Origin of the sequence: Acinetobacter sp. Res13-Abat-PEC15-P4-01 (genome assembly GCF_015676285.1) — a bacterium.
Classification (GTDB): domain Bacteria; phylum Pseudomonadota; class Gammaproteobacteria; order Pseudomonadales; family Moraxellaceae; genus Acinetobacter; species Acinetobacter nematophilus.
The window spans coordinates 71,485-90,318 of sequence record NZ_JADAIN010000021.1 but is presented as its reverse complement, the minus strand read 5'-3'; the positions used below and the strand labels follow the sequence as shown (position 1 = coordinate 90,318).

General features: G+C 41.7%; 16 protein-coding genes and 4 tRNA genes. 5 read left to right on the top strand and 15 right to left on the bottom strand.

What is annotated here, in order from left to right; all coding sequences use genetic code 11:
• From IMO47_RS10115 to tpiA, 12 genes are all read right to left on the bottom strand, one after another.
• The coding region (locus tag IMO47_RS10115; RefSeq protein WP_196077912.1) for a TPM domain-containing protein at positions 1-1,057 on the bottom strand (1,057 nt) is incomplete at its 3' end.
• A 78-nt stretch (positions 1,058-1,135) separates the two neighbouring features.
• Complete coding sequence (locus IMO47_RS10110; RefSeq protein ID WP_196077185.1) at positions 1,136-1,726, bottom strand: LemA family protein; 591 nt, start codon at positions 1,724-1,726, stop codon at positions 1,136-1,138.
• Between the two features lie 260 nt (positions 1,727-1,986).
• Positions 1,987-2,382: a ribosome-binding factor A gene (locus IMO47_RS10105; protein WP_004826375.1), complete on the bottom strand. Its 396-nt coding sequence runs from the start codon at positions 2,380-2,382 to the stop codon at positions 1,987-1,989.
• Positions 2,382-5,090: a translation initiation factor IF-2 gene (gene infB / locus IMO47_RS10100; RefSeq protein ID WP_196077184.1), complete on the bottom strand. Its 2,709-nt coding sequence runs from the start codon at positions 5,088-5,090 to the stop codon at positions 2,382-2,384. Before infB ends, IMO47_RS10105 begins: the two co-directional genes overlap by 1 nt.
• A 10-nt stretch (positions 5,091-5,100) precedes the next feature.
• Entirely contained in the window at positions 5,101-6,585 is a 1,485-nt protein-coding gene (gene nusA, locus IMO47_RS10095; protein ID WP_196077183.1) for a transcription termination factor NusA, read from the bottom strand.
• Positions 6,586-6,619: 34 nt separating this feature from the next.
• Complete coding sequence (rimP, locus tag IMO47_RS10090; protein ID WP_196077182.1) at positions 6,620-7,144, bottom strand: ribosome maturation factor RimP; 525 nt, start codon at positions 7,142-7,144, stop codon at positions 6,620-6,622.
• Positions 7,145-7,344: 200 nt separating this feature from the next.
• Positions 7,345-7,421, bottom strand: a tRNA-Met gene (locus IMO47_RS10085).
• A 103-nt stretch (positions 7,422-7,524) separates the two neighbouring features.
• Positions 7,525-7,601, bottom strand: a tRNA-Met gene (locus tag IMO47_RS10080).
• Positions 7,602-7,676: 75 nt separating this feature from the next.
• A tRNA-Met gene (locus tag IMO47_RS10075) sits at positions 7,677-7,753 on the bottom strand.
• 44 nt (positions 7,754-7,797) lie between these two features.
• A tRNA-Leu gene (locus IMO47_RS10070) sits at positions 7,798-7,882 on the bottom strand.
• 53 nt (positions 7,883-7,935) lie between these two features.
• Positions 7,936-8,277, bottom strand: a complete 342-nt coding sequence (gene secG, locus IMO47_RS10065) for a preprotein translocase subunit SecG (RefSeq protein ID WP_196077181.1) — start codon at positions 8,275-8,277, stop codon at positions 7,936-7,938.
• A 9-nt stretch (positions 8,278-8,286) separates the two neighbouring features.
• Complete coding sequence (tpiA, locus tag IMO47_RS10060; RefSeq protein WP_196077180.1) at positions 8,287-9,081, bottom strand: triose-phosphate isomerase; 795 nt, start codon at positions 9,079-9,081, stop codon at positions 8,287-8,289.
• 278 nt (positions 9,082-9,359) lie between these two features.
• Between tpiA and pilB the strand changes: the two genes are divergently transcribed.
• The 4 genes from pilB to coaE are packed head-to-tail and all read left to right on the top strand — an operon-like array spanning position 9,360 to position 13,841.
• Positions 9,360-11,072: a type IV-A pilus assembly ATPase PilB gene (gene pilB / locus IMO47_RS10055; RefSeq protein WP_196077179.1), complete on the top strand. Its 1,713-nt coding sequence runs from the start codon at positions 9,360-9,362 to the stop codon at positions 11,070-11,072.
• Between the two features lie 27 nt (positions 11,073-11,099).
• Positions 11,100-12,329 carry a type II secretion system F family protein gene (locus IMO47_RS10050; protein ID WP_196077178.1) on the top strand — a complete coding sequence of 410 codons (1,230 nt, stop codon included), beginning with the start codon at positions 11,100-11,102 and terminating at the stop codon, positions 12,327-12,329.
• Between the two features lie 5 nt (positions 12,330-12,334).
• Positions 12,335-13,216 carry an A24 family peptidase gene (locus IMO47_RS10045; RefSeq protein WP_196077177.1) on the top strand — a complete coding sequence of 294 codons (882 nt, stop codon included), beginning with the start codon at positions 12,335-12,337 and terminating at the stop codon, positions 13,214-13,216.
• Between the two features lie 25 nt (positions 13,217-13,241).
• Positions 13,242-13,841, top strand: coding sequence for a dephospho-CoA kinase (gene coaE, locus IMO47_RS10040; RefSeq protein ID WP_196077842.1), 600 nt, complete (start codon positions 13,242-13,244; stop codon positions 13,839-13,841).
• 44 nt (positions 13,842-13,885) lie between these two features.
• On the opposite strand, the gene IMO47_RS10035 is transcribed toward coaE, so the two are convergent.
• The 3 genes from IMO47_RS10035 to IMO47_RS10025 form a co-directional block, all read right to left on the bottom strand.
• Complete coding sequence (locus IMO47_RS10035; protein WP_196077841.1) at positions 13,886-14,806, bottom strand: DMT family transporter; 921 nt, start codon at positions 14,804-14,806, stop codon at positions 13,886-13,888.
• A 40-nt stretch (positions 14,807-14,846) separates the two neighbouring features.
• A complete protein-coding gene (gene rlmB, locus IMO47_RS10030) occupies positions 14,847-15,599 on the bottom strand; it encodes a 23S rRNA (guanosine(2251)-2'-O)-methyltransferase RlmB (RefSeq protein WP_196077032.1) in 753 nt (250 codons plus the stop codon).
• Positions 15,600-15,742: 143 nt separating this feature from the next.
• Positions 15,743-16,066: a pyrimidine/purine nucleoside phosphorylase gene (locus tag IMO47_RS10025; protein ID WP_004718357.1), complete on the bottom strand. Its 324-nt coding sequence runs from the start codon at positions 16,064-16,066 to the stop codon at positions 15,743-15,745.
• Positions 16,067-16,892: 826 nt separating this feature from the next.
• Here IMO47_RS10025 and recN point away from each other — a divergent pair.
• Positions 16,893-18,551 carry a DNA repair protein RecN gene (gene recN / locus IMO47_RS10020; RefSeq protein ID WP_196077031.1) on the top strand — a complete coding sequence of 553 codons (1,659 nt, stop codon included), beginning with the start codon at positions 16,893-16,895 and terminating at the stop codon, positions 18,549-18,551.
• Positions 18,552-18,834 lie beyond the last annotated feature (283 nt).

Genomic DNA, 18,834 nt, shown 5'->3' with positions numbered 1-18,834 from the left:
CAAAACCACCACCACTGCCTCCCCCACGTCCACCGCCAGAGAGAAACATCTGTAAGATCAGTTGAGCCAATGAAGTAATCAATAAGAAAAATACACCAAAGCCTAAAATCAGGCTCATCACAATACCAGAACCGTATATAAGCCCAGCAGCCGTTGCTGTCACACCCGCAACAGCAGCACTTAATCGATTACCGATAATGAATGATGCAAATATACCCACCACCAAAATAATCATTGCCGTAGTTAAGGTGCGATCTTTGGCTTCTTGCGCTTGTATTGCTTGGTTTTGTCGTTCTTTGAGTTCATCTGCAGCTTGTCGCGCAATTTCAGGGTCTAAATTTAAAATACGTTCAATTTCACCCACAGCGGCTTGTAAACCTTGTGCATATTGCCCTTGTTTAAATGCCGGAGAAATTTGATTACGTATAATCCGACTGACCATAATATCAGGCAATACGCCTTCTAAACCATAACCTGTGGCGATATGAATTTTATGGTCATTCACAGCAACAGCGATCAATAGACCATTGTCTTGTTTTGCTGAACCAAGTTTCCATTGCTCTGCAACTCGCATTGCAAAATCAAAAATACCTTCTTGCCCCGTGGTTGGAACAATAATAATCCCGATTTGTGCTTTGCCTTGACGATGAATTTCACGAATTTGTTGCTCTAAATTTTGCTTTTCAGCCGCAGACAAAACATTAGCTTGATCAACCACGGGTTGATTCAATGTAGGGATATTTCTCTCTGTTTCGTCCTCTGCAATATCATTGGCGACTTTGGCTTGGTTTGATGTAGAGCTCTGTGACGACTGTTGAGATGTGGTTGTTGGTTGATTTTGCTTTTGACCATCTACCGGTGATGAACCAAGCACATTTGGCAAGTTGGTATTAGGAACAACTTTTCCCAGCACAATGGCTTCTTGTGCTTGTTGCTCATCTGTAGCCGTTGCTGTTTCAGCCCAAACCTGAGATTGAACAGAAAGAATCAGCGCCAACAGTACACAGAGTAATATACTGATTATTTGAAATGCCGATTTTTCTTGCCGCTCAAGCATAACTCACCTTTACTTAATTCATTGAGAGGACTTTCATCTCTTTTGAGTAAATGACCAAATAAGATGAAAGCCCAGGGATTAATTAAAATTCACTGTGGGTGCTTTTGATGCGCCTGCTTCAGCACTAAAGTTTGGTTTGGCTTTCATGCCAATCACTTTTGCAGTCATTGCTTGCGGGAACTGACGTACATAAGTATTGTAGTCTTGTACCGTCTGAACATATCGTGTTCTTGCTGTACTTATTCGGTTTTCAGTACCCTCTAATTGTACTTGTAAATCACGGAATTGCTCATTGGCTTTTAAATCAGGGTAGTTCTCAGTGACAGCTAAAAGTCGAGACAATGCACCCGTCATTTGCGATTGGGCTTCTTGGTATTTTTTAAACAGTTCCGGATCATTTAAAACTTCTTTATCTACTTTCAATCCTGCTACATTTGCACGAGCTTGGGTCACTTCTGTCAGCACTTTCTCTTCATGGGTTGCATAACCTTTGACGACATTGACAAGATTCGGGACTAAATCTGCACGACGTTGATATTGGTTTTCAACTTCAGACCATGCCGCATTTACAGATTCATCTTTGGCTTGCAAAGTATTATAACCACAACCTGAAAAAGCCAAGGTACTCGCTAAAGTCAGTGCTACCAAACCTTTTTTCATTGAATTCATTGCTCATTCCTCAGAGATATTTATTTGTATTTGTTGATATATCTGCATTCTATACAGTTTCAGACAAAGTTTTGTTTAATTTCTGCTATCTATTCGCAATTAAGCTTCTGGGAATGACATACATTTTTTTAAGAAAAGTGCGTTAAGGCAATACCACTCATTCTTTTTAGAATATAGTTTAAACGGATGGGGCTTGATAGCCATATTTTCTCAGATATAAGAAAGCCACCCTCAGGTGGCTTCTCTTTTTAAATTTACTTTCACTCTTCGTCTTTTTGCTCTGGTAAATCTTTCACAGCTTCTGCGATTAAACCAAACATATAGTTACCATAGGCATTGGTTTTATCGTAGTGAAAACGCAAACGTGGCGTTATACGTGTTTTGATCCGACGACCTAACTCGTGACGCAAGAAACCAGAAGCTTTATTTAACACATCCAAAGTTTCTTTATTTGCTGCTTCACTTTGCTCATCGCCCAGTTCACGCCCCATCACGGTCACATAAACTTCAGCATAACCTAAGTCAGCACTGACTTTCACCGCTGAGATGGTCACCAGACCACCTAAGCGTGGATCTTTAAGTTCTTGACGAATCAGTTCTGACAACTCACGTTGCACTGTATCTGCCATGCGCTTAAGACGTTGACTACCCGCCATTAAAGACTCCGTTTAATCAACTGAACATCATATACTTCGATTTTGTCGAGCGCCTTGATGTCATTATAGCCTTTAACAGCAAGACCACATTCCATACCAGCACGAACTTCTTCAACAACATCTTTATAACGACGTAATGATTCAAGCTCACCCTGGAACACCACCACATCATCACGAAGTACACGAATTGGTTTATTACGATGTAAAACACCTTCAAGTACCATACAGCCTGCAGCCGCACCAAATTTACTTGAATGGAATACTTCACGCACTTGAGCAACACCCAAAATCGTTTCACGGTGTTCTGGTGCAAGTTTACCGCTCATTGCAGCTTTAACATCATCAATTAATTGATAGATCACGCTGTAATAACGGATATCCAAGCCATCTTCATCTGCTTTTTGACGTGCTGTGCTGTCTGCACGAACGTTAAAGCCAAGCAGAACAGCTTCAGAAGACTCTGCAAGCCCCACATCGGACTCAGTGATTGCACCTACACCCGAGCTGATCACACGGACTTTAACTTCGTCTGTCGACAATTCAGAAAGTGCAACAATCAATGCCTCTAAAGTACCGCGTACATCAGTCTTAAGCACAACATTGACATAAGGCACATCTTTTTTGCCCATAGATGCCATGATGTTTTCAAGACGCATTGCACTTTGACGCTCAAGACGTTTTTGACGTTCACGGTCTAAACGGGCATCAGCAACTTCACGCGCTTTCTTCTCATCATCAACAACGAGAACTTCATCACCAGCCATTGGTGCTTCTGGAAGACCCAAAATCTCTACTGGAATTGAAGGACCCGCAGACTTAATACGATTGCCGTTTTCATCTGTCATCGCACGTACGCGACCATATGATGCACCTGCAAGTACCAAGTCACCAACATTCAATGTACCATTTTGTACAAGGATAGAAGTTACAGCACCGCGACCTTTATCAACACGTGCTTCGATGACCACACCTTGTGCAGCACCCTCTTCAGATGCTTTCAACTCTAGCATTTCTGCTTGGATTGAGATCAAGTCTAAAAGCTCATCAATACCTTGACCTGAATGCGCAGAAACCATTGCCACAGGAACATCACCACCCCATTGTTCAGGTACGATTTCCTTAGTCGTCAATTCATTCAATACACGGTCTGGATCTGCAGATTCTTTATCCATTTTGTTGATTGCAACAATAATTGGCGTACCTGCAGCACGAGCATGATCAATTGCTTCTGCGGTTTGCGGCATTACACCATCATCAGCCGCAACAACCAATACCACGATATCTGTCGCTTTTGCACCACGTGAACGCATGGCTGTAAATGCTGCGTGTCCCGGCGTATCCAAGAAAGTGATAATGCCTTTATCGGTCGTGACATGGTAAGCACCAATATGTTGGGTAATACCACCCGCTTCGCCTTGCGCCACTTTAGCACGACGGATACGGTCAAGAAGCGATGTTTTACCATGGTCAACATGACCCATGATCGTGACTACTGGAGGACGTGTTGTCTGTACACCACGTGCTTCTTCAGCCGCTTCAAGAAGGTTGTCTTCCGCCTGCGTATCAGAAACAAGCACTGGGTTGTGTCCCATTTCTTCAACAATCAGCGCTGCAATTTCTTGATCAATCGCTTGGTTTTGTGTCACCAACTCACCCATTTTCATGAGTGACTTGATCACTTCACGGACTTTAACTGCCATTTTTGCAGCCAAGTCAGCAACCACGATGGTTGAACCAATTTCAACATCATAGACTTGTTTCTTAACCGGTTTTTCAAAACCATGTTTGTTTGCCTGACTTGATTTTAAGCCACGCTTATGTGGGTTATGACTGAAAGATTGCTCTTCCTGACCACGACGTCCACCCTTTTTCTGACCACGTGTGTCTTTGGTGTTACCACCACGTTTGATTTCGCGATCTTCTTTTGCAAATGAATCTTCATATGCTTGACCAACCAAACCTGCCGCCAAAGGTGAGTCATCAACCACACGAATGGTTGGTGTCGTTTCATCTGAAGAATACTTTGACGCCATTTGACGCATCTGCTCAAGCGTACGTTGCTGTGCTTCTTCTGCCGACTTACGACGAGCCGCTTCCTCGGCAGCTTTCAATTGGGCTGCCTGAGCTTCACGCGCACGCTTCTGTTCAGGCGTTTCAATTGTTTTTACGGTTGCTTTGGTAATCGGCTTGTTGGTCGATTTACGTTTAACAACCACTGCTGCTTTTGGTGTTTCTTTTGCAGCAGTTTGCTGTTTTGCCGCAGCACGCATTTTCTCTAAATTGGCTTTTGCAGAGCTTTCTGTTTTTTCAGCTTCATTCACGACAGGAGTTTCCTGTGCTTTTGGTGCTGAGTTCGCCTGCGCAGTGGCTTGAGCTTTTGCCAATGCTTCTGCTTTGATTTGTTCAGGATCTGGCTTAGTAAACGTATGTTTTTTACGAACTTCTACGTTGATGGTTTTAGCTTTACCTGAAGTACTCGCCACTTTCGCGGTACTTGTCGTTTTACGTTTCAACGTGATTTGTCCTGCTTGTCCCGCGTCTTGACCATGTGCTTTTTTCAAATGGTTCACGAGCACACTTTGCTGTTCAGTAGAAATTTTATCTTCAGCCTGTTTTTGAGGTAATCCAGCTTCACGCACCTGATCAAGGAGCTTTGTAACTGGGAGTCCTACACTGACTGCTAACTCTTGAATTGACTTATCCGTCATGTATTACCTCCTAGTTAAACCATGATTCACGTGCTTTCATAATCAATTGACCTGCTTTCTCAGCATCCAAGCCTTCGATATCAGAAATATCATCCGTTGCCTGATCTGCCAAGTCATCGACTGTGATTACACCACGCGCTGCTAAAGCCTGTGCAATTTCAGAAGTCATACCTTCCATCGCAACAAGTTCCGGACTTGGGTCCTGAATATTTTCTTGTTGTTTCAATGCATCAGCCAATGCTGCTTCTTTTGCACGACTTTGTAGTAATTCAACAGTATCTGCATCCAATTCGATTTCATCGAAAGTTTCCGCAGGTACATAAGCAATTTCCTCAAGTGAGGTAAAGCCCATTTCTACCAAAGCCATTGCAAGATCTTCTTCAATATCCAGACGTGTCACAAACATATCCAGATATTGTTGAGCTTCATTTTGTTGACGGGCACGATACTCATCTTCAAGCATCATGTCCAGTTTATAACCTGTCAATTCTGACGCTAAACGAACATTTTGACCTTGTGAACCGATTGCACGAGCAAGTTGATCACTGGTCGCAAAAATAATGTCAGCAGTATGTGCATCTTCATCGATCACAATACCGGATACATCTGCTGGCTCTAAAGCGCTTGCGATATATTGGGCAGGATCGTCAGACCATACAACGACATCGATACGTTCACCGTTTAATTCAGACTGTACGGCTTGAATACGCGTACCACGCATACCAATACATGCACCCACTGGATCAATACGATGGTCATTGGTTTTCACTGCGATTTTTGCACGTACACCCGGTTGGCGCGCTGCTGCTTTAATTTCAATAATTTCTTCAGAAATCTCTGGGATTTCTTTTTTCATTAAAGCGATCAGCATCTCAGGTTTTGCACGAGACAATAATAACTGCGCACCACGACCTTCACGATTGACACTATACAGAATCGCATTCATACGTTGTTTTGGACGAAGAATTTCTTTTGGAATCATTTCTTCACGTGCCAAATACGCTTCTGCATTGTCACCTAAGTCAATAATAAAACCGTCTTTGGTTTGTTTTTTCACTTCACCGTAAATTAACTCACCGACTTTAGACTCATAGGCATCCGCAACCAATGCACGCTCAGCCTCACGAATTTTTTGCACAATGACCTGTTTGGCAATTTGTGCGGCAATACGACCAAAATCAATCGATGGTACTTCGAGTTCACGAATATCCCCAATTGACCATTTTGCAGGATCTACATCAGAAATCGCATCCTGGCATGCCGGCATTTCATGGTCTTCGTCCGCAACCACTTCCCACTGACGGAAAGTACTGTAATCACCTGTTTTGCGGTCAATTTCTACACGCAACTGTGCTTCTTCCGAATTCGTTCCTTCGTAGAATTTCTTTTTAGTCGCAGCAACCAAAGCCTGTTCAAGTGCTTCAAAAATTGCTTCACGACTCACACCTTTCTCATTACTAACCGTTTCTACAACGGTAAGAATTTCACGTGCCATAAGTCACCTATTTATTCAGATTTCTATTTCTGGATTAATCCTGAAAGATCAAATTCGCTTTGTCTATGTTGTTACTGTCTATCTCAAGTACCTGCTGTTTTTCAACTTCGACTTGAATCATTTCATTTTCTAAATCTACAGCAACCAACTTGGCTTGGAATTTACGACGATTTTCAACGGCTGCAATCAAACGCAATGCAACTTGTTGTCCGATATATTTTTCTAACTGAGCCAACTGAAAGAATGGACGATCCCAGCCTGGAGAAGATACTTCCAAAGCATATTCACCTGAAATTGGATCATGCACATCCAAGATTGCACCCACTTGTTGAGTCACACGCACACAGTCCTGTACGCCAATACCACGACCCAGCTCAAGCTCACCATCTTCATTGAGGGTTGGCTCAGCATTTTCATCCACGTCTTTATCAATATAAATACGCAATAAAGAACGCTTACCCTGAGGAATGAATTCAATTCCCCAAAGTTCTACATCACAAGCTTGCACTGCAGGAGTTATTAAATCTTGAAGTGCTTGAGTTTTATTTGATAGCTTCATTTACTCTCGTCATATTTGTGCGATTCAATCGCTCACTGGACTTATTCAACTTACTATAGTGAAGCATGTCTTTTTGACCAATTGATGTCCACACCACACGATAGCCAATAAAAAAGGGCGTAATCGCCCCTATTATCGCACAGTAAATCGTAATTCACTATGCAAAAAGACCCACCTATCTGTGAGCCCTTTTAGAAACTTGGTAGCGGGAGCTGGATTTGAACCAACGACCTTCGGGTTATGAGCCCGACGAGCTACCAGACTGCTCCATCCCGCATCAGCGTTGCAAAATTATATACAAGAACTTTGAATTTTTCAATCAATATTAAAGAATTGAACATTCTATTTTCCTGCTTGATCAAGTTGCACCTTAATCAAAATGGTAGCGGGAGCTGGATTTGAACCAACGACCTTCGGGTTATGAGCCCGACGAGCTACCAGACTGCTCCATCCCGCAACAATACTGCAAATTTACAAATAAAATAGACTTTTGATCTACATCATCTTTAATTAAGTTGCATCTTAATTAAATTGGTAGCGGGAGCTGGATTTGAACCAACGACCTTCGGGTTATGAGCCCGACGAGCTACCAGACTGCTCCATCCCGCAACAATGTTTTTTAGCCGCTAACACCAACAATACTGGTTTATTGTTGGTGCGGAAGGGGGGACTTGAACCCCCACGCCCGAAAGCACTACCACCTCAAGGTAGCGTGTCTACCAATTCCACCACCACCGCAGCTGTGACGCATTCTAGTCGCATCCCTTAGAAAAAGAAAGGACTAATTGACATTATTCGCCAGTTTTTGGTGCAGTTGGCGAAGTTTCACCCGTATTTATTGGTGCAGGTGCAGTTGTTTGGGTTGTTGTCTGTACTGTTTTCAAGCCATAAGCATCTGTGGTTTGCTTTTTCGCAAAGACCGCCAGGCTTAAACTGGTAATAAAAAACAAAGCCGTTAAAATTGCAGTTAAGCGGGTTAAAAAGCTTGCTGAACCTGAAGCACCAAATACCGTAGCTGCGCCGCCACCGCCAAATGAAGCGCCTGCATCTGCACCTTTACCGTGCTGAACGAGGATCAGCCCGATCATTAAAACGGCCAAGATGATATGTACAACCAGCACAAATGTATGCATGCTGAACTCCTATTCTTTTGTTTTAGCAAATGCTTGAGCAATTTTATAAAAAGACTCTGCATTAAGTGATGCACCACCAACCAGTGCACCGTTGATATCTGGACACGCAGCTAACTCTACTGCATTTTCAGGTTTCACACTACCGCCATATAAAATAGCAGTTTGTTGTGCTTCAACTGCAATTTGGGTTAAACCTTCACGAATCTTTGCATGCATCGCTTGAGCATCTTGTGGCGACGCGGTCTTGCCTGTTCCGATCGCCCAAATTGGTTCATAAGCTATCACAATATTGTGCCACTGCCCCGCTTTTACAACCGCAGCAAGATCACATATTTGCTGTAAAACCACCTGTTCAGCCTGACCTGCCTCACGTTGTGCGAGGCTTTCACCCACGCAATAAATTACGTTCAGCCCTGCATTCAATGCATTGACCAGTTTCGCTTTTACTTTCGCAACATCATCACCAAAAACTTCACGGCGCTCAGAATGCCCAATCAAAACATAATCGATCTGACTATCTTTGAGCAATTCGGCACTCACTTCACCGGTGTATGCGCCTGTACCTGCCATTTGAGACAGATCTTGAGCAACCACTTTAACGGGTGAATGAGCGTCTTTAAGTTGCTGTTGTACCGACAATAACGCAATAGAAACCGGCGCAACTCCCAAATGACATTGTTGTTGTGGAATTGGGTTTTGTTGTAGATAGTGTTTTAAATCTTGTATGAGTTGTTGCGAATTCGCTTGCATTGGGTTCATTTTCCAATTGCCGACAACCCAAGGAATAATAGTCGAACTCGACATACACCTAACCTTTTATCGAAAATGTGCACATTCTACACGGAATTTAGATTTTTAAAGTATTTTTTCTTTATCAATTCGCACTTCTGTTCTAAAGTCTAGCGGTGAATATGTGCGCTACAAATATAAAACGTTTCAAAGATCGTCGACAAAAGTCAAATTGGCGAAAATTATGGTTAAAATATGTTTTTAGAAGAATACGTTTAATTCTAGATATTTTTAAGGATCATCGTATAATTTTATTATTCCAATTATAAAATTAAATTTAAAGTGTTTTGGGGATGTCTATGCAAAATGGTTCACCTAAGTTTTCGGGTTATATCCGTCGCTTAGTCGATGAAGGTTTCTTATCTGCTCAGCAAATGAAAGATGCCTTAACAAGTGCTCAAAAAAGTAAGACCCATCTGGTGCCTTATTTGATTGAAAAATTAGCAATCTCACCATTGGTGATTGCTGAAATGATCTCCTCCGAGTTCGGCGAGCCGATTTTTGATCTAGACAGTTTTAATCCTGAAATGTTGCCTAAGGACCTTGTCGACGCTGGTTTAATCACCAAGCATGGGGTTATCCCCTTGGTGCAACGCGGTAATATTTTATATGTGGCAACCAGTGATCCCACCCATATTGAGGCACTTGATGCGATTCGTTTTAGCTGTGGTCTAAACATTGAACCGATCATCGTTGAACAGCATAAATTAGACAAAGTTTTAGCCAAACATTTTACTGTAGAAGAAAGTTTTAATTTTGGTGATGAAGACTTTGATGTCGATATTATTACAACGGATGACAATGAACCCGCAGAACTTGATGAGGAAACCGCGGAAGAAGAAGCGCCGATTGTTAAATATGTCAATAAACTGTTGATTGATGCCATTCGAATGGGCGCCTCAGACTTACATTTTGAACCTTATGAAAAAAGCTATCGTGTTCGTTATCGTGTAGATGGCGTGCTCAGAACCATTACCAACCCTCCCCTGCAATTGGCAAACCGTTTGGCATCCCGTTTGAAAGTCATGTCACAAATGGATATTTCAGAAAAACGTATTCCTCAAGATGGGCGAATCAAGCTAAAACTGTCTAAGACCAAAGCCATTGATTTCCGTGTCAACTCATTGCCAACGTTATTTGGTGAAAAATTGGTTCTGCGTATTCTTGATCCTTCCAGTGCCATGTTGGGGATTGATGCCTTGGGCTATGAAGAAGATCAAAAAGCTTTATTCATGGAAGCCCTGGAAAAACCGCAAGGCATGTTACTGATTACCGGTCCTACAGGTTCAGGTAAAACAGTCTCTTTATATACAGGTCTGAATATTCTCAATACCGAAAGTTCCAATATTTCAACCGCAGAAGACCCTGTCGAGATTAACTTGGAGGGGATTAACCAAGTCAATGTCAATCTTAAAGCAGGGTTGACCTTTTCAGTCGCACTAAAATCATTTCTCCGTCAGGATCCGGACATTATCATGGTCGGGGAGATTCGAGACCTGGAAACGGCTGAAATTGCAATCAAGGCTGCCCAAACAGGTCATATGGTGATGTCTACACTGCATACCAACAGTGCGCCTGAAACCTTAACCCGTTTGCGAAATATGGGCGTGCCGTCCTTTAATATTGCAACATCGGTCAATCTGGTGATTGCCCAACGTCTTGCTCGGCGCTTATGCAATCACTGCAAAGCGCCTATTGAAATTCCCAAACAAAGTTTGCTAGAACTGGGCTTTACTGAGCAAGACTTGAACAACCCTGATTTACAGATTTTTCAGCCTGTGGGCTGTTCTGAATGTAGAGAAGGTTATAAGGGACGTGTCGGTATTTATGAGGTGATGAAAGTAACACCTGAAATTTCAAAAATTATCATGGAAGATGGCAACGCACTGCAAATTGCAGCAGCATCTGAAAAATTGGGGTTTGATAATTTGCGACGTTCAGGTCTAAAAAAGGTTATGAATGGTTTAACGTCTTTACAAGAAATTAACCGCGTAACCAGCGAATAAATATAATCAATATTCAAGGAAATTGTTATGGCAGCTAAAAAAGCGCAAATGATGCCTACCTTTGCTTATGACGGGGTTGATCGAAAAGGAATCAAGGTCAAAGGAGAATTGCCTGCACGCAATATGGCACTTGCCAAAGTCACGCTAAGAAAACAAGGCATTACCATTAAAACCATTCGAGAGAAGAAAAAGAATATTTTCGAAGGCTTAATGAAGAAAGGAATATCAACTTTAGATATTACGATTTTTACCCGTCAGCTTGCCACCATGATGAAAGCCGGTGTGCCTTTGGTACAGAGTTTTGAAATTGTGGCTGAAGGTTTGGAAAACCCTTCCATGCGCGAAGTTGTTTTAGGAATCAAAAGTGAAGTTGAAGGCGGAAATACCTTTGCCGGGGCACTGAGAAAATATCCTCGCTACTTTGACAACTTGTTTTGCTCTTTGGTGGAGTCAGGAGAACAATCAGGTGCTCTGGAAACCATGTTGGATCGTGTCGCAATCTATAAAGAAAAAAGCGAGCTGTTAAAACAGAAAATCAAAAAAGCCATGAAATATCCGATCTCGGTGATTGTGGTTGCTATCATTGTCACGATTATTCTCATGGTGAAAGTTGTTCCCGTGTTTCAAGATCTGTTTAGCTCTTTTGGTGCAGATCTGCCTGCTTTTACTCAAATGGTGGTGAATATGTCCAACTGGATGCAAAAGTATTGGTTTATTCTGATTATGTTTATTGCAGTTATCATTACCGCATTTTTAGAAGCCAAAAAGCGAAGTCAAAAATTTCAAGATTTCCTTGATCGAACTGCACTTAAACTGCCCATTTTTGGCGACTTGGTCTATAAAGCCATTATTGCCCGTTATAGCCGCACCTTAGCCACCACTTTTGCTGCAGGGGTACCCCTCATTGAAGCACTGGAATCCACTGCAGGTGCAACCAACAATGTGGTCTATGAACAGGCTGTGATGAAAATCCGTGAAGATGTTGCTACAGGACAACAGTTGAATTTTGCCATGCGCGTCAGTAACAAATTTCCCTCCATGGCTATTCAAATGGTCGCAATTGGTGAAGAATCAGGTGCACTGGATGCCATGTTGGACAAAGTTGCCACACATTTTGAAAATGAAGTGGACAATGCAGTTGATGGTTTAACCTCGATGATGGAACCTTTGATCATGGCTATTTTAGGTGTACTCGTCGGTGGATTGGTAATTGCCATGTACCTTCCAATCTTCCAAATGGGCTCAGTAATTAGTTAATAATGATGAATATTCTCAAAGATTTTTTAAACATTCTAATTCAATCCCCAACTGCACTTTTTATTGTTGTCGGTCTAGTCAGTCTATGCGTGGGGAGCTTTCTCAATGTGGTGATTTATCGCACACCAAAGATGATGGAAAAGGAATGGCGACAAGAGTGGCAGGCAGAATGCCAATTGCTTGCGGGTTCCCAGCAAATCATCCTTGATGGAGAAAAGCTGAGTCTGAGTCAACCTGCATCCACCTGTCCACAATGTAAAACACCGATTCGCTGGTATCAAAATATCCCCGTGATCAGTTGGTTGGTGTTACGCGGTAAATGCGCTTCATGTCAAACCCCCATCAGTATCCGTTATCCTTTGGTGGAACTGCTCACTGCAATATGTTCCTTAACCGTTGTTGCCGTATATGGACCAACACTACAAATGGTGTTTGGCGTATTGCTGACTTGGGTGTTAATAACTCTAACCTTTATTGATTTTGACACACAGTTACTGCCTGACCGATTTACTTTAACGCTCGCAGCTTTGGGTTTAGGAATTAACTCATTTGAAATATATACCACGGCAAACGCTGCAATTTGGGGCTATATTATTGGTTTTCTTTGCCTATGGATTGTCTATTACCTGTTTAAAATCGTGACAGGTAAGGAAGGCATGGGCTACGGGGACTTTAAGCTTCTTGCTGCACTGGGTGCTTGGATGGGACCTTTGATGCTACCCCTGATTATCCTGCTTTCTTCGGTTGTCGGAGCAATTATTGGCATCATCCTACTGAAAATTCGTAAGGAAAATATTCCTTTTGCTTTTGGACCTTATATCGCCATTGCAGGTTGGATTGCATTCTTATGGGGCGAACAAATCATGAAGATTTACTTAGGTCAATAATTTAAACATCGATGAGGATGACAACATGACTTTTATCTTGGGCTTAACAGGCGGCATTGGAAGTGGTAAATCCGCAGCAAGTCAATGGTTTGAAGCCCAAGGAATTGTTGTTGTTGATGCCGATATCGTGGCACGAGAAATTGTTGAAAAAGGCCAACCTGCGCTTAAAAAAATCCAAGAGGTATTTGGCGATTGGACTTTAACGGCAAATGGTGAACTGGATCGTCGTGCATTAAGAGAGCACATTTTTAAAGATGCTTCAGCACGCCAACAGCTCGAGTCGATCACTCACCCTGCGATTCGGGCTTCAATGATTCAACAACTACAAGCCGCCACGAGCCCTTATGCTATTTTGGTTTCCCCACTGCTGTTTGAAACCAATCAGCATGAACTGACACAACGTACCTTACTGATAGATGCTAGTAAAGACTTACAAATCTTACGTGCATCACAACGTGACGGGCAGTCAATTGAGCAAATTGAAAAAATCATTGCCGCGCAAATGCCACGGCAGGAAAAGCAAAACCATGCAGATGATATTATTTTAAACGATGGTCATATTGATCATTTATATGCAAAATTAGAACCCTTGCATCAATATTACCTAAAACTTGCAACAGCTTAATTTTTAATTAATTATTTAAAAATCAATAAAATGAAATTAAAAACTTATTGATTCAGTTTATTTTCATCTAAACGTTGTTGCAAACTGTCTTTATGGCCAAACCAACGCCACGGCTGTAACGCCCCGATCCCCATGCCAAGCAAGCCGCAGATCATGGCCAAGCTTAATGGCTCATCCAGTAAAGGTACAGCGATCATTGCCGCAATAAAGGGTGCCAGAGTCACGATACTGCCCGTCTTAAATGCACCGAGACGCTTAATTGCCTCTACATAAGTCAGGGTTGCAACAATCACCACAAATACACCATGAAAAAGTGTCTGCATCAACAAATGCGGTGTGGATGCCTGATCCAGATGCTTAGGTAAAAACAACAGATAAATCGGTACATACACGATAGCAGACCAGATTGCTACACCTGCCATAGAATGCCATGCAGAAAGCTTCCACTGACGCAACAATACTGTAAAAATGCCCCACCAGATTGCACTGAGAAAAAATAAAAAATCACCGAAACCAAATGCTACCCCAGTTTGCATATACATCAAGCCGCTCATCACGGAAATTGCCGATAACATAATGATCAAACTAATCCATGTATGTTTGTCAAAAGGTTGACGATAGAGCCAATAACCCGCTAAGGCAGTACATAATGGAATGCATCCATTTAAAAAAATTGCGGCGTGGGCGGCTGGTACAAAATGAAACGCACTATATGAAGTTAAGCAATAAACAACACCACCAACCATAGCTAAAATAAAAGGCTGTTTTTTAAATAAAAAAGCAGTGTCTTTTTTATAAATTAAAATCGGCATCAATATACAAAATGCCAAAGAAAAACGTAATGCAGTAATATCCCAAGGACTGATATGCCAAATCGCATTCAGCCTTGAGGTAATTGTAAATCCGCCCCAGATACACATGGTGATGGCTACATAAATGTAGCCTTGGGTGCGTGCGGTCATCATGATTTTTTCTCAGATACGATCAATCATCGCTGTGATCGAATTAACTTGCCTGGCGTTGACGGCAAGCTTCATAGAGTGCCATACCTGTCGCTACACTCACATTCAAACTTTGCAAATTTCCAGACATTGGAATAAATACGGTTTGATCGCATTGTGTTTGAGTAATTGGACGCAGCCCCGTATCTTCTGCCCCCATCACTACACATACAGGGGTTCCTGTAAAATCAAACTGGTGAAGCGGCAGTGCCTTTTCATCCAGCATGGTGCCCACCACACGAACATGATAATGCTCTTTCATATATCCGAGTGTTCGTGCCAGATTGGTCACTTGAATAAATTTCACTTTTTCAGCACCACCTGCAGCAACTTTACGCGCAGTCGGTGTCAGTGTCGCAGAACGATCACGTGGAACAATCACGGCTTCAACCCCCATGGCTGCTGCTGTACGAATGCATGCACCAAGGTTGTGAGGGTCTGTGATGTGATCCAGTGCCAACAACAATGGCGAATCGCTGGCTGCTAAAAGTTGATCAAGATCTTTTTCATTCAACACAGGATGAGGACGTACTGCTGCCACCACCCCTTGATGAAAAGGCTGCCCTGCAAGTTTTTCCAAACTGTCTCGACTGGCTTTCTGCACACTGATGCCAAATGGTTCTGCAAGCTGTAAGATCCGTTGTAAACGCTGATCATCACGCCCTTTTAGCGTAAATAAGGTTAAAACACGTTCTGGTTCCAACTCTAATAATGACTCCACTGAATGAACGCCATAATAATATTCGGACTTTGCCATGAACAACCTCATTAACAACGGGATGATAGAAATGAAAAATCCTGCAAAGCCGACTTTACAGGATTCTATTGGATGACTCAGTTTAACCGATTTAGCTGAGAAATTCTTTGCTTAATTTCAAAACACTGGCACTGTTCCGGTATTTAACCTTCCAAATGACAAACGTAATCTAACACATCATCAGTTTCAATTTTAAAACGGCTATTTCCAGGGACGTAAAAAGATTGTCCTGCACGGAACAACTCACTTTCTTCACTGTCTGCAATTTTGACACGACATTCACCAGAAATAATTTCCATGCGTTCAGGAACATGCGTTTCAAATGTCAAAGCTTCTTCAGTAGGAAGAATAACGCCTAAAGTCTTTTTTGTTCCGTCTTCAAATTGCACAGTGTGACTAATACATAAACCACCAAAATATACATTGGATTTTTTAACTACGGATACGTGATCGTACTGAGCTGACATGCGTATTCTCCAGATAATGCGCATTTATAAAAATTATGTTCGATGTAGTTTAATGTCGCGATAGAAACTAATCAATCGAAGTTTTCAATGTAGTGATTTGCGAACTTTGCAAATTTGTAATGAAAGTTCTACTCAGCTTATATTTAAAATAAAGCAGACTCTTTAAAACGCTCTAACACTCTTTTATACAAGCAAAGGATATGCCTATTTTTATACTCTTCCATAGGATTCACTTAATATAAAATAAAATAGTCTTTGTATTTTTATCAGCCAGTTTTAACTGATGTCGTTAACGGATTTGGCGGCATGGATGCATTCATCCATCAAGGGTGATATCTTTTGATTGTTGAAAAGCACATTAACGCTTAAGCAATGCGATTTAAATTGGATGTTTAAAAACATGGCATTGAAAGCCTTGTATCAGTAAACAATATATTGATTTTATTGATCGAGAAATTATATTTTACGGGATCCATTTTTCAACAGATTGTTTAAAAATCTTGCCTATCGTTGGCAGTACTAATTTGAATATTTATAGTTTATCGATATGAGTTAGGTAAATTGCTCGAAACTTTCTCCCAATATAAGGCTGTGAAAGCAGCATATCCCCATGATGCAGGTTTTCAAGAATGGTATTATCGAGGAATATCAACTCAACATTGGCTTTATACAAAGCCTATTGATTGTTTGAACCCAAGACATTTTATTTTCAACTTAAATGTATTTAAAATACTTAAAAATATGCGCATTAGAATATTTTCTGACTTGTGACTAAAACGAAACTTCACTATCTTAGAACTTCACCGTTCGCAGCTTGGATGCGTTTATGCTGACACACTTAAATCTGATCAACTTTGCTTTAGCGGATAATCTTGCCATTGATATTGAAAAAGGCTTCAATGTCCTCACAGGTGAAACAGGTGCAGGTAAGTCATTATTGTTAGATGCACTATCAGCTTGTCTCGGCGAACGTACTGATACCAACTATGTGCGATATGGTTCAGAAAAAGCGGATATTACTGCTGTATTCAGTTATCAACCTGAAAGCCCTGAAGCCATTTGGTTAAAGACGCATGAGTTAGACGATGAATCGGGTGAAATTCATTTAAGACGTGTGATCTTTGCGACAGGTCGCAGTAAAGCATGGATTAATGGTCGTCCAAGCAGTCTGGCAGAGTTAAAGGAACTGGGGCGCTTATTGGTACAACTATATAGTCAGCATAGCCAGCAACAGCTTTTAGAACCGCCCTACCCTAAGCACTGGCTGGATCGCTATAGTAATTTCTACCAAGCTGCTCAAGATGTTCGTGATGCCTATAGTACATGGCAAAAAACCATCCGCATTCATCAAGCAGCGCTTGATGCACAAGCTAATCGTCTGCAACGTATTGATACCCTGAAGCTGCAACTTGAAGAGCTTGAGGATGTGATTCGGGTTGATTACAAAGAAATAGAGCAGGAGTTTGACCGCTTAAGCCATCATGAACACATCATGCAAGATTGTGGATACAGCTTAAATGTGTTGGATGAATCAGAACAGAATATCACTCAAGAAATCTCATCCATTGTCCGTCGTCTTGAATCGCATGCAGGTCGTAGTGAGCAGTTGTCAGAAATTTATAATTCATTGATCAATGCACAAAGTGAAATCGATGATGCAACAGCCAATTTACGTCAGTTTATTGATCGCCAAAGCTTTGATCCTGAACGCATGGATGAACTCAACAAACAACTTGAAGTTTTCCATCGTCTGGCACGCAAATATCGTGTTCAGCCTGACGAACTGAAACAGCAATATGAAACTTGGCAACATGAACTGGAACAATTACACCAACTTGAAGATCCTGAGACCTTGGCAGAGCAAGTTGAACACGCTCATCAAAGCTTTATTGAAAAAGCGCAGTACCTAGATCAAATCCGTCGCCAAGCTGCCGAACCTTTGGCGAAACAATTGACTGAACAAGTCAAACAACTGGCACTGCCTGAAGCACATTTTGAGTTTAAATTTGAACCTTTAGAACCCGTTACTGCGGAAGGATTAAGTTTTATCCAGCTCCTGTTCACAGCCAATAAAGGCATTCCTCCTCAACCACTCGCGCGTGTTGCTTCTGGAGGTGAATTGTCGCGTATCGCACTTGTCATGCAAGTGATGAATGCTGAGAAAACCGAAGCTGAGGTCTTGGTTTTTGATGAAATTGATGTCGGTATCAGTGGTGGAACTGCTGAAATTGTCGGACGTTTGCTGGCCGGTTTAGGTCAACATGTACAGATTCTCTGCATTACCCATCAGGCGCAAGTTGCAGCACAATCAGACCAGCATCTACTGGTTAAAAAGCTACAGACCGACCCTGCAAGCAGCACCATTGTGGCGCTTGAAGAAGAGCAACGAATTTTAGAGTTGGCACGCATGACCGGTGGTATTGAAATTGGTGAAACCACATTACAACACGCCAAACAACTCCGACAATTAAAGTTTCAGCATTGATAACATTTCAAGTGAGCTGCCTACATTTCGATCAAAACAAATCAATTGATGTTTACGTTGGTTGCACTCTTGAATAATACATGCCTAACTTCATTTGCGCCTACGGCGCTTAATCTGACTATTATTTAATCAAACCGATTGCAAATATCACCTGTTTTTGTAGGCTTTTGAAATATTCACAACCTATTGATATTAATTGTGCTATTTATATAGTATCTGTTGACATTTTATCAATGGCTTGCCTGCTAAACGATGTGTCAAAAGGTCTTGGTATAGATTTTTC

Bases quoted from the DNA above. Each gene is read 5' to 3' on its own strand.
- IMO47_RS10110 (WP_196077185.1), bottom strand. From the start codon at position 1,726: ATGAATTCAATGAAAAAAGGTTTGGTAGCACTGACTTTAGCGAGTACC.
- IMO47_RS10105 (WP_004826375.1), bottom strand. From the start codon at position 2,382: ATGGCGGGTAGTCAACGTCTTAAGCGCATGGCAGATACAGTGCAACGT.
- infB (WP_196077184.1), bottom strand. From the start codon at position 5,090: ATGACGGATAAGTCAATTCAAGAGTTAGCAGTCAGTGTAGGACTCCCA.
- nusA (WP_196077183.1), bottom strand. From the start codon at position 6,585: ATGGCACGTGAAATTCTTACCGTTGTAGAAACGGTTAGTAATGAGAAA.
- rimP (WP_196077182.1), bottom strand. From the start codon at position 7,144: ATGAAGCTATCAAATAAAACTCAAGCACTTCAAGATTTAATAACTCCT.
- secG (WP_196077181.1), bottom strand. From the start codon at position 8,277: ATGCATACATTTGTGCTGGTTGTACATATCATCTTGGCCGTTTTAATG.
- tpiA (WP_196077180.1), bottom strand. From the start codon at position 9,081: ATGTCGAGTTCGACTATTATTCCTTGGGTTGTCGGCAATTGGAAAATG.
- pilB (WP_196077179.1), top strand. From the start codon at position 9,360: ATGTCTATGCAAAATGGTTCACCTAAGTTTTCGGGTTATATCCGTCGC.
- IMO47_RS10050 (WP_196077178.1), top strand. From the start codon at position 11,100: ATGGCAGCTAAAAAAGCGCAAATGATGCCTACCTTTGCTTATGACGGG.
- IMO47_RS10045 (WP_196077177.1), top strand. From the start codon at position 12,335: ATGAATATTCTCAAAGATTTTTTAAACATTCTAATTCAATCCCCAACT.
- coaE (WP_196077842.1), top strand. From the start codon at position 13,242: ATGACTTTTATCTTGGGCTTAACAGGCGGCATTGGAAGTGGTAAATCC.
- IMO47_RS10035 (WP_196077841.1), bottom strand. From the start codon at position 14,806: ATGATGACCGCACGCACCCAAGGCTACATTTATGTAGCCATCACCATG.
- rlmB (WP_196077032.1), bottom strand. From the start codon at position 15,599: ATGGCAAAGTCCGAATATTATTATGGCGTTCATTCAGTGGAGTCATTA.
- IMO47_RS10025 (WP_004718357.1), bottom strand. From the start codon at position 16,066: ATGTCAGCTCAGTACGATCACGTATCCGTAGTTAAAAAATCCAATGTA.
- recN (WP_196077031.1), top strand. From the start codon at position 16,893: ATGCTGACACACTTAAATCTGATCAACTTTGCTTTAGCGGATAATCTT.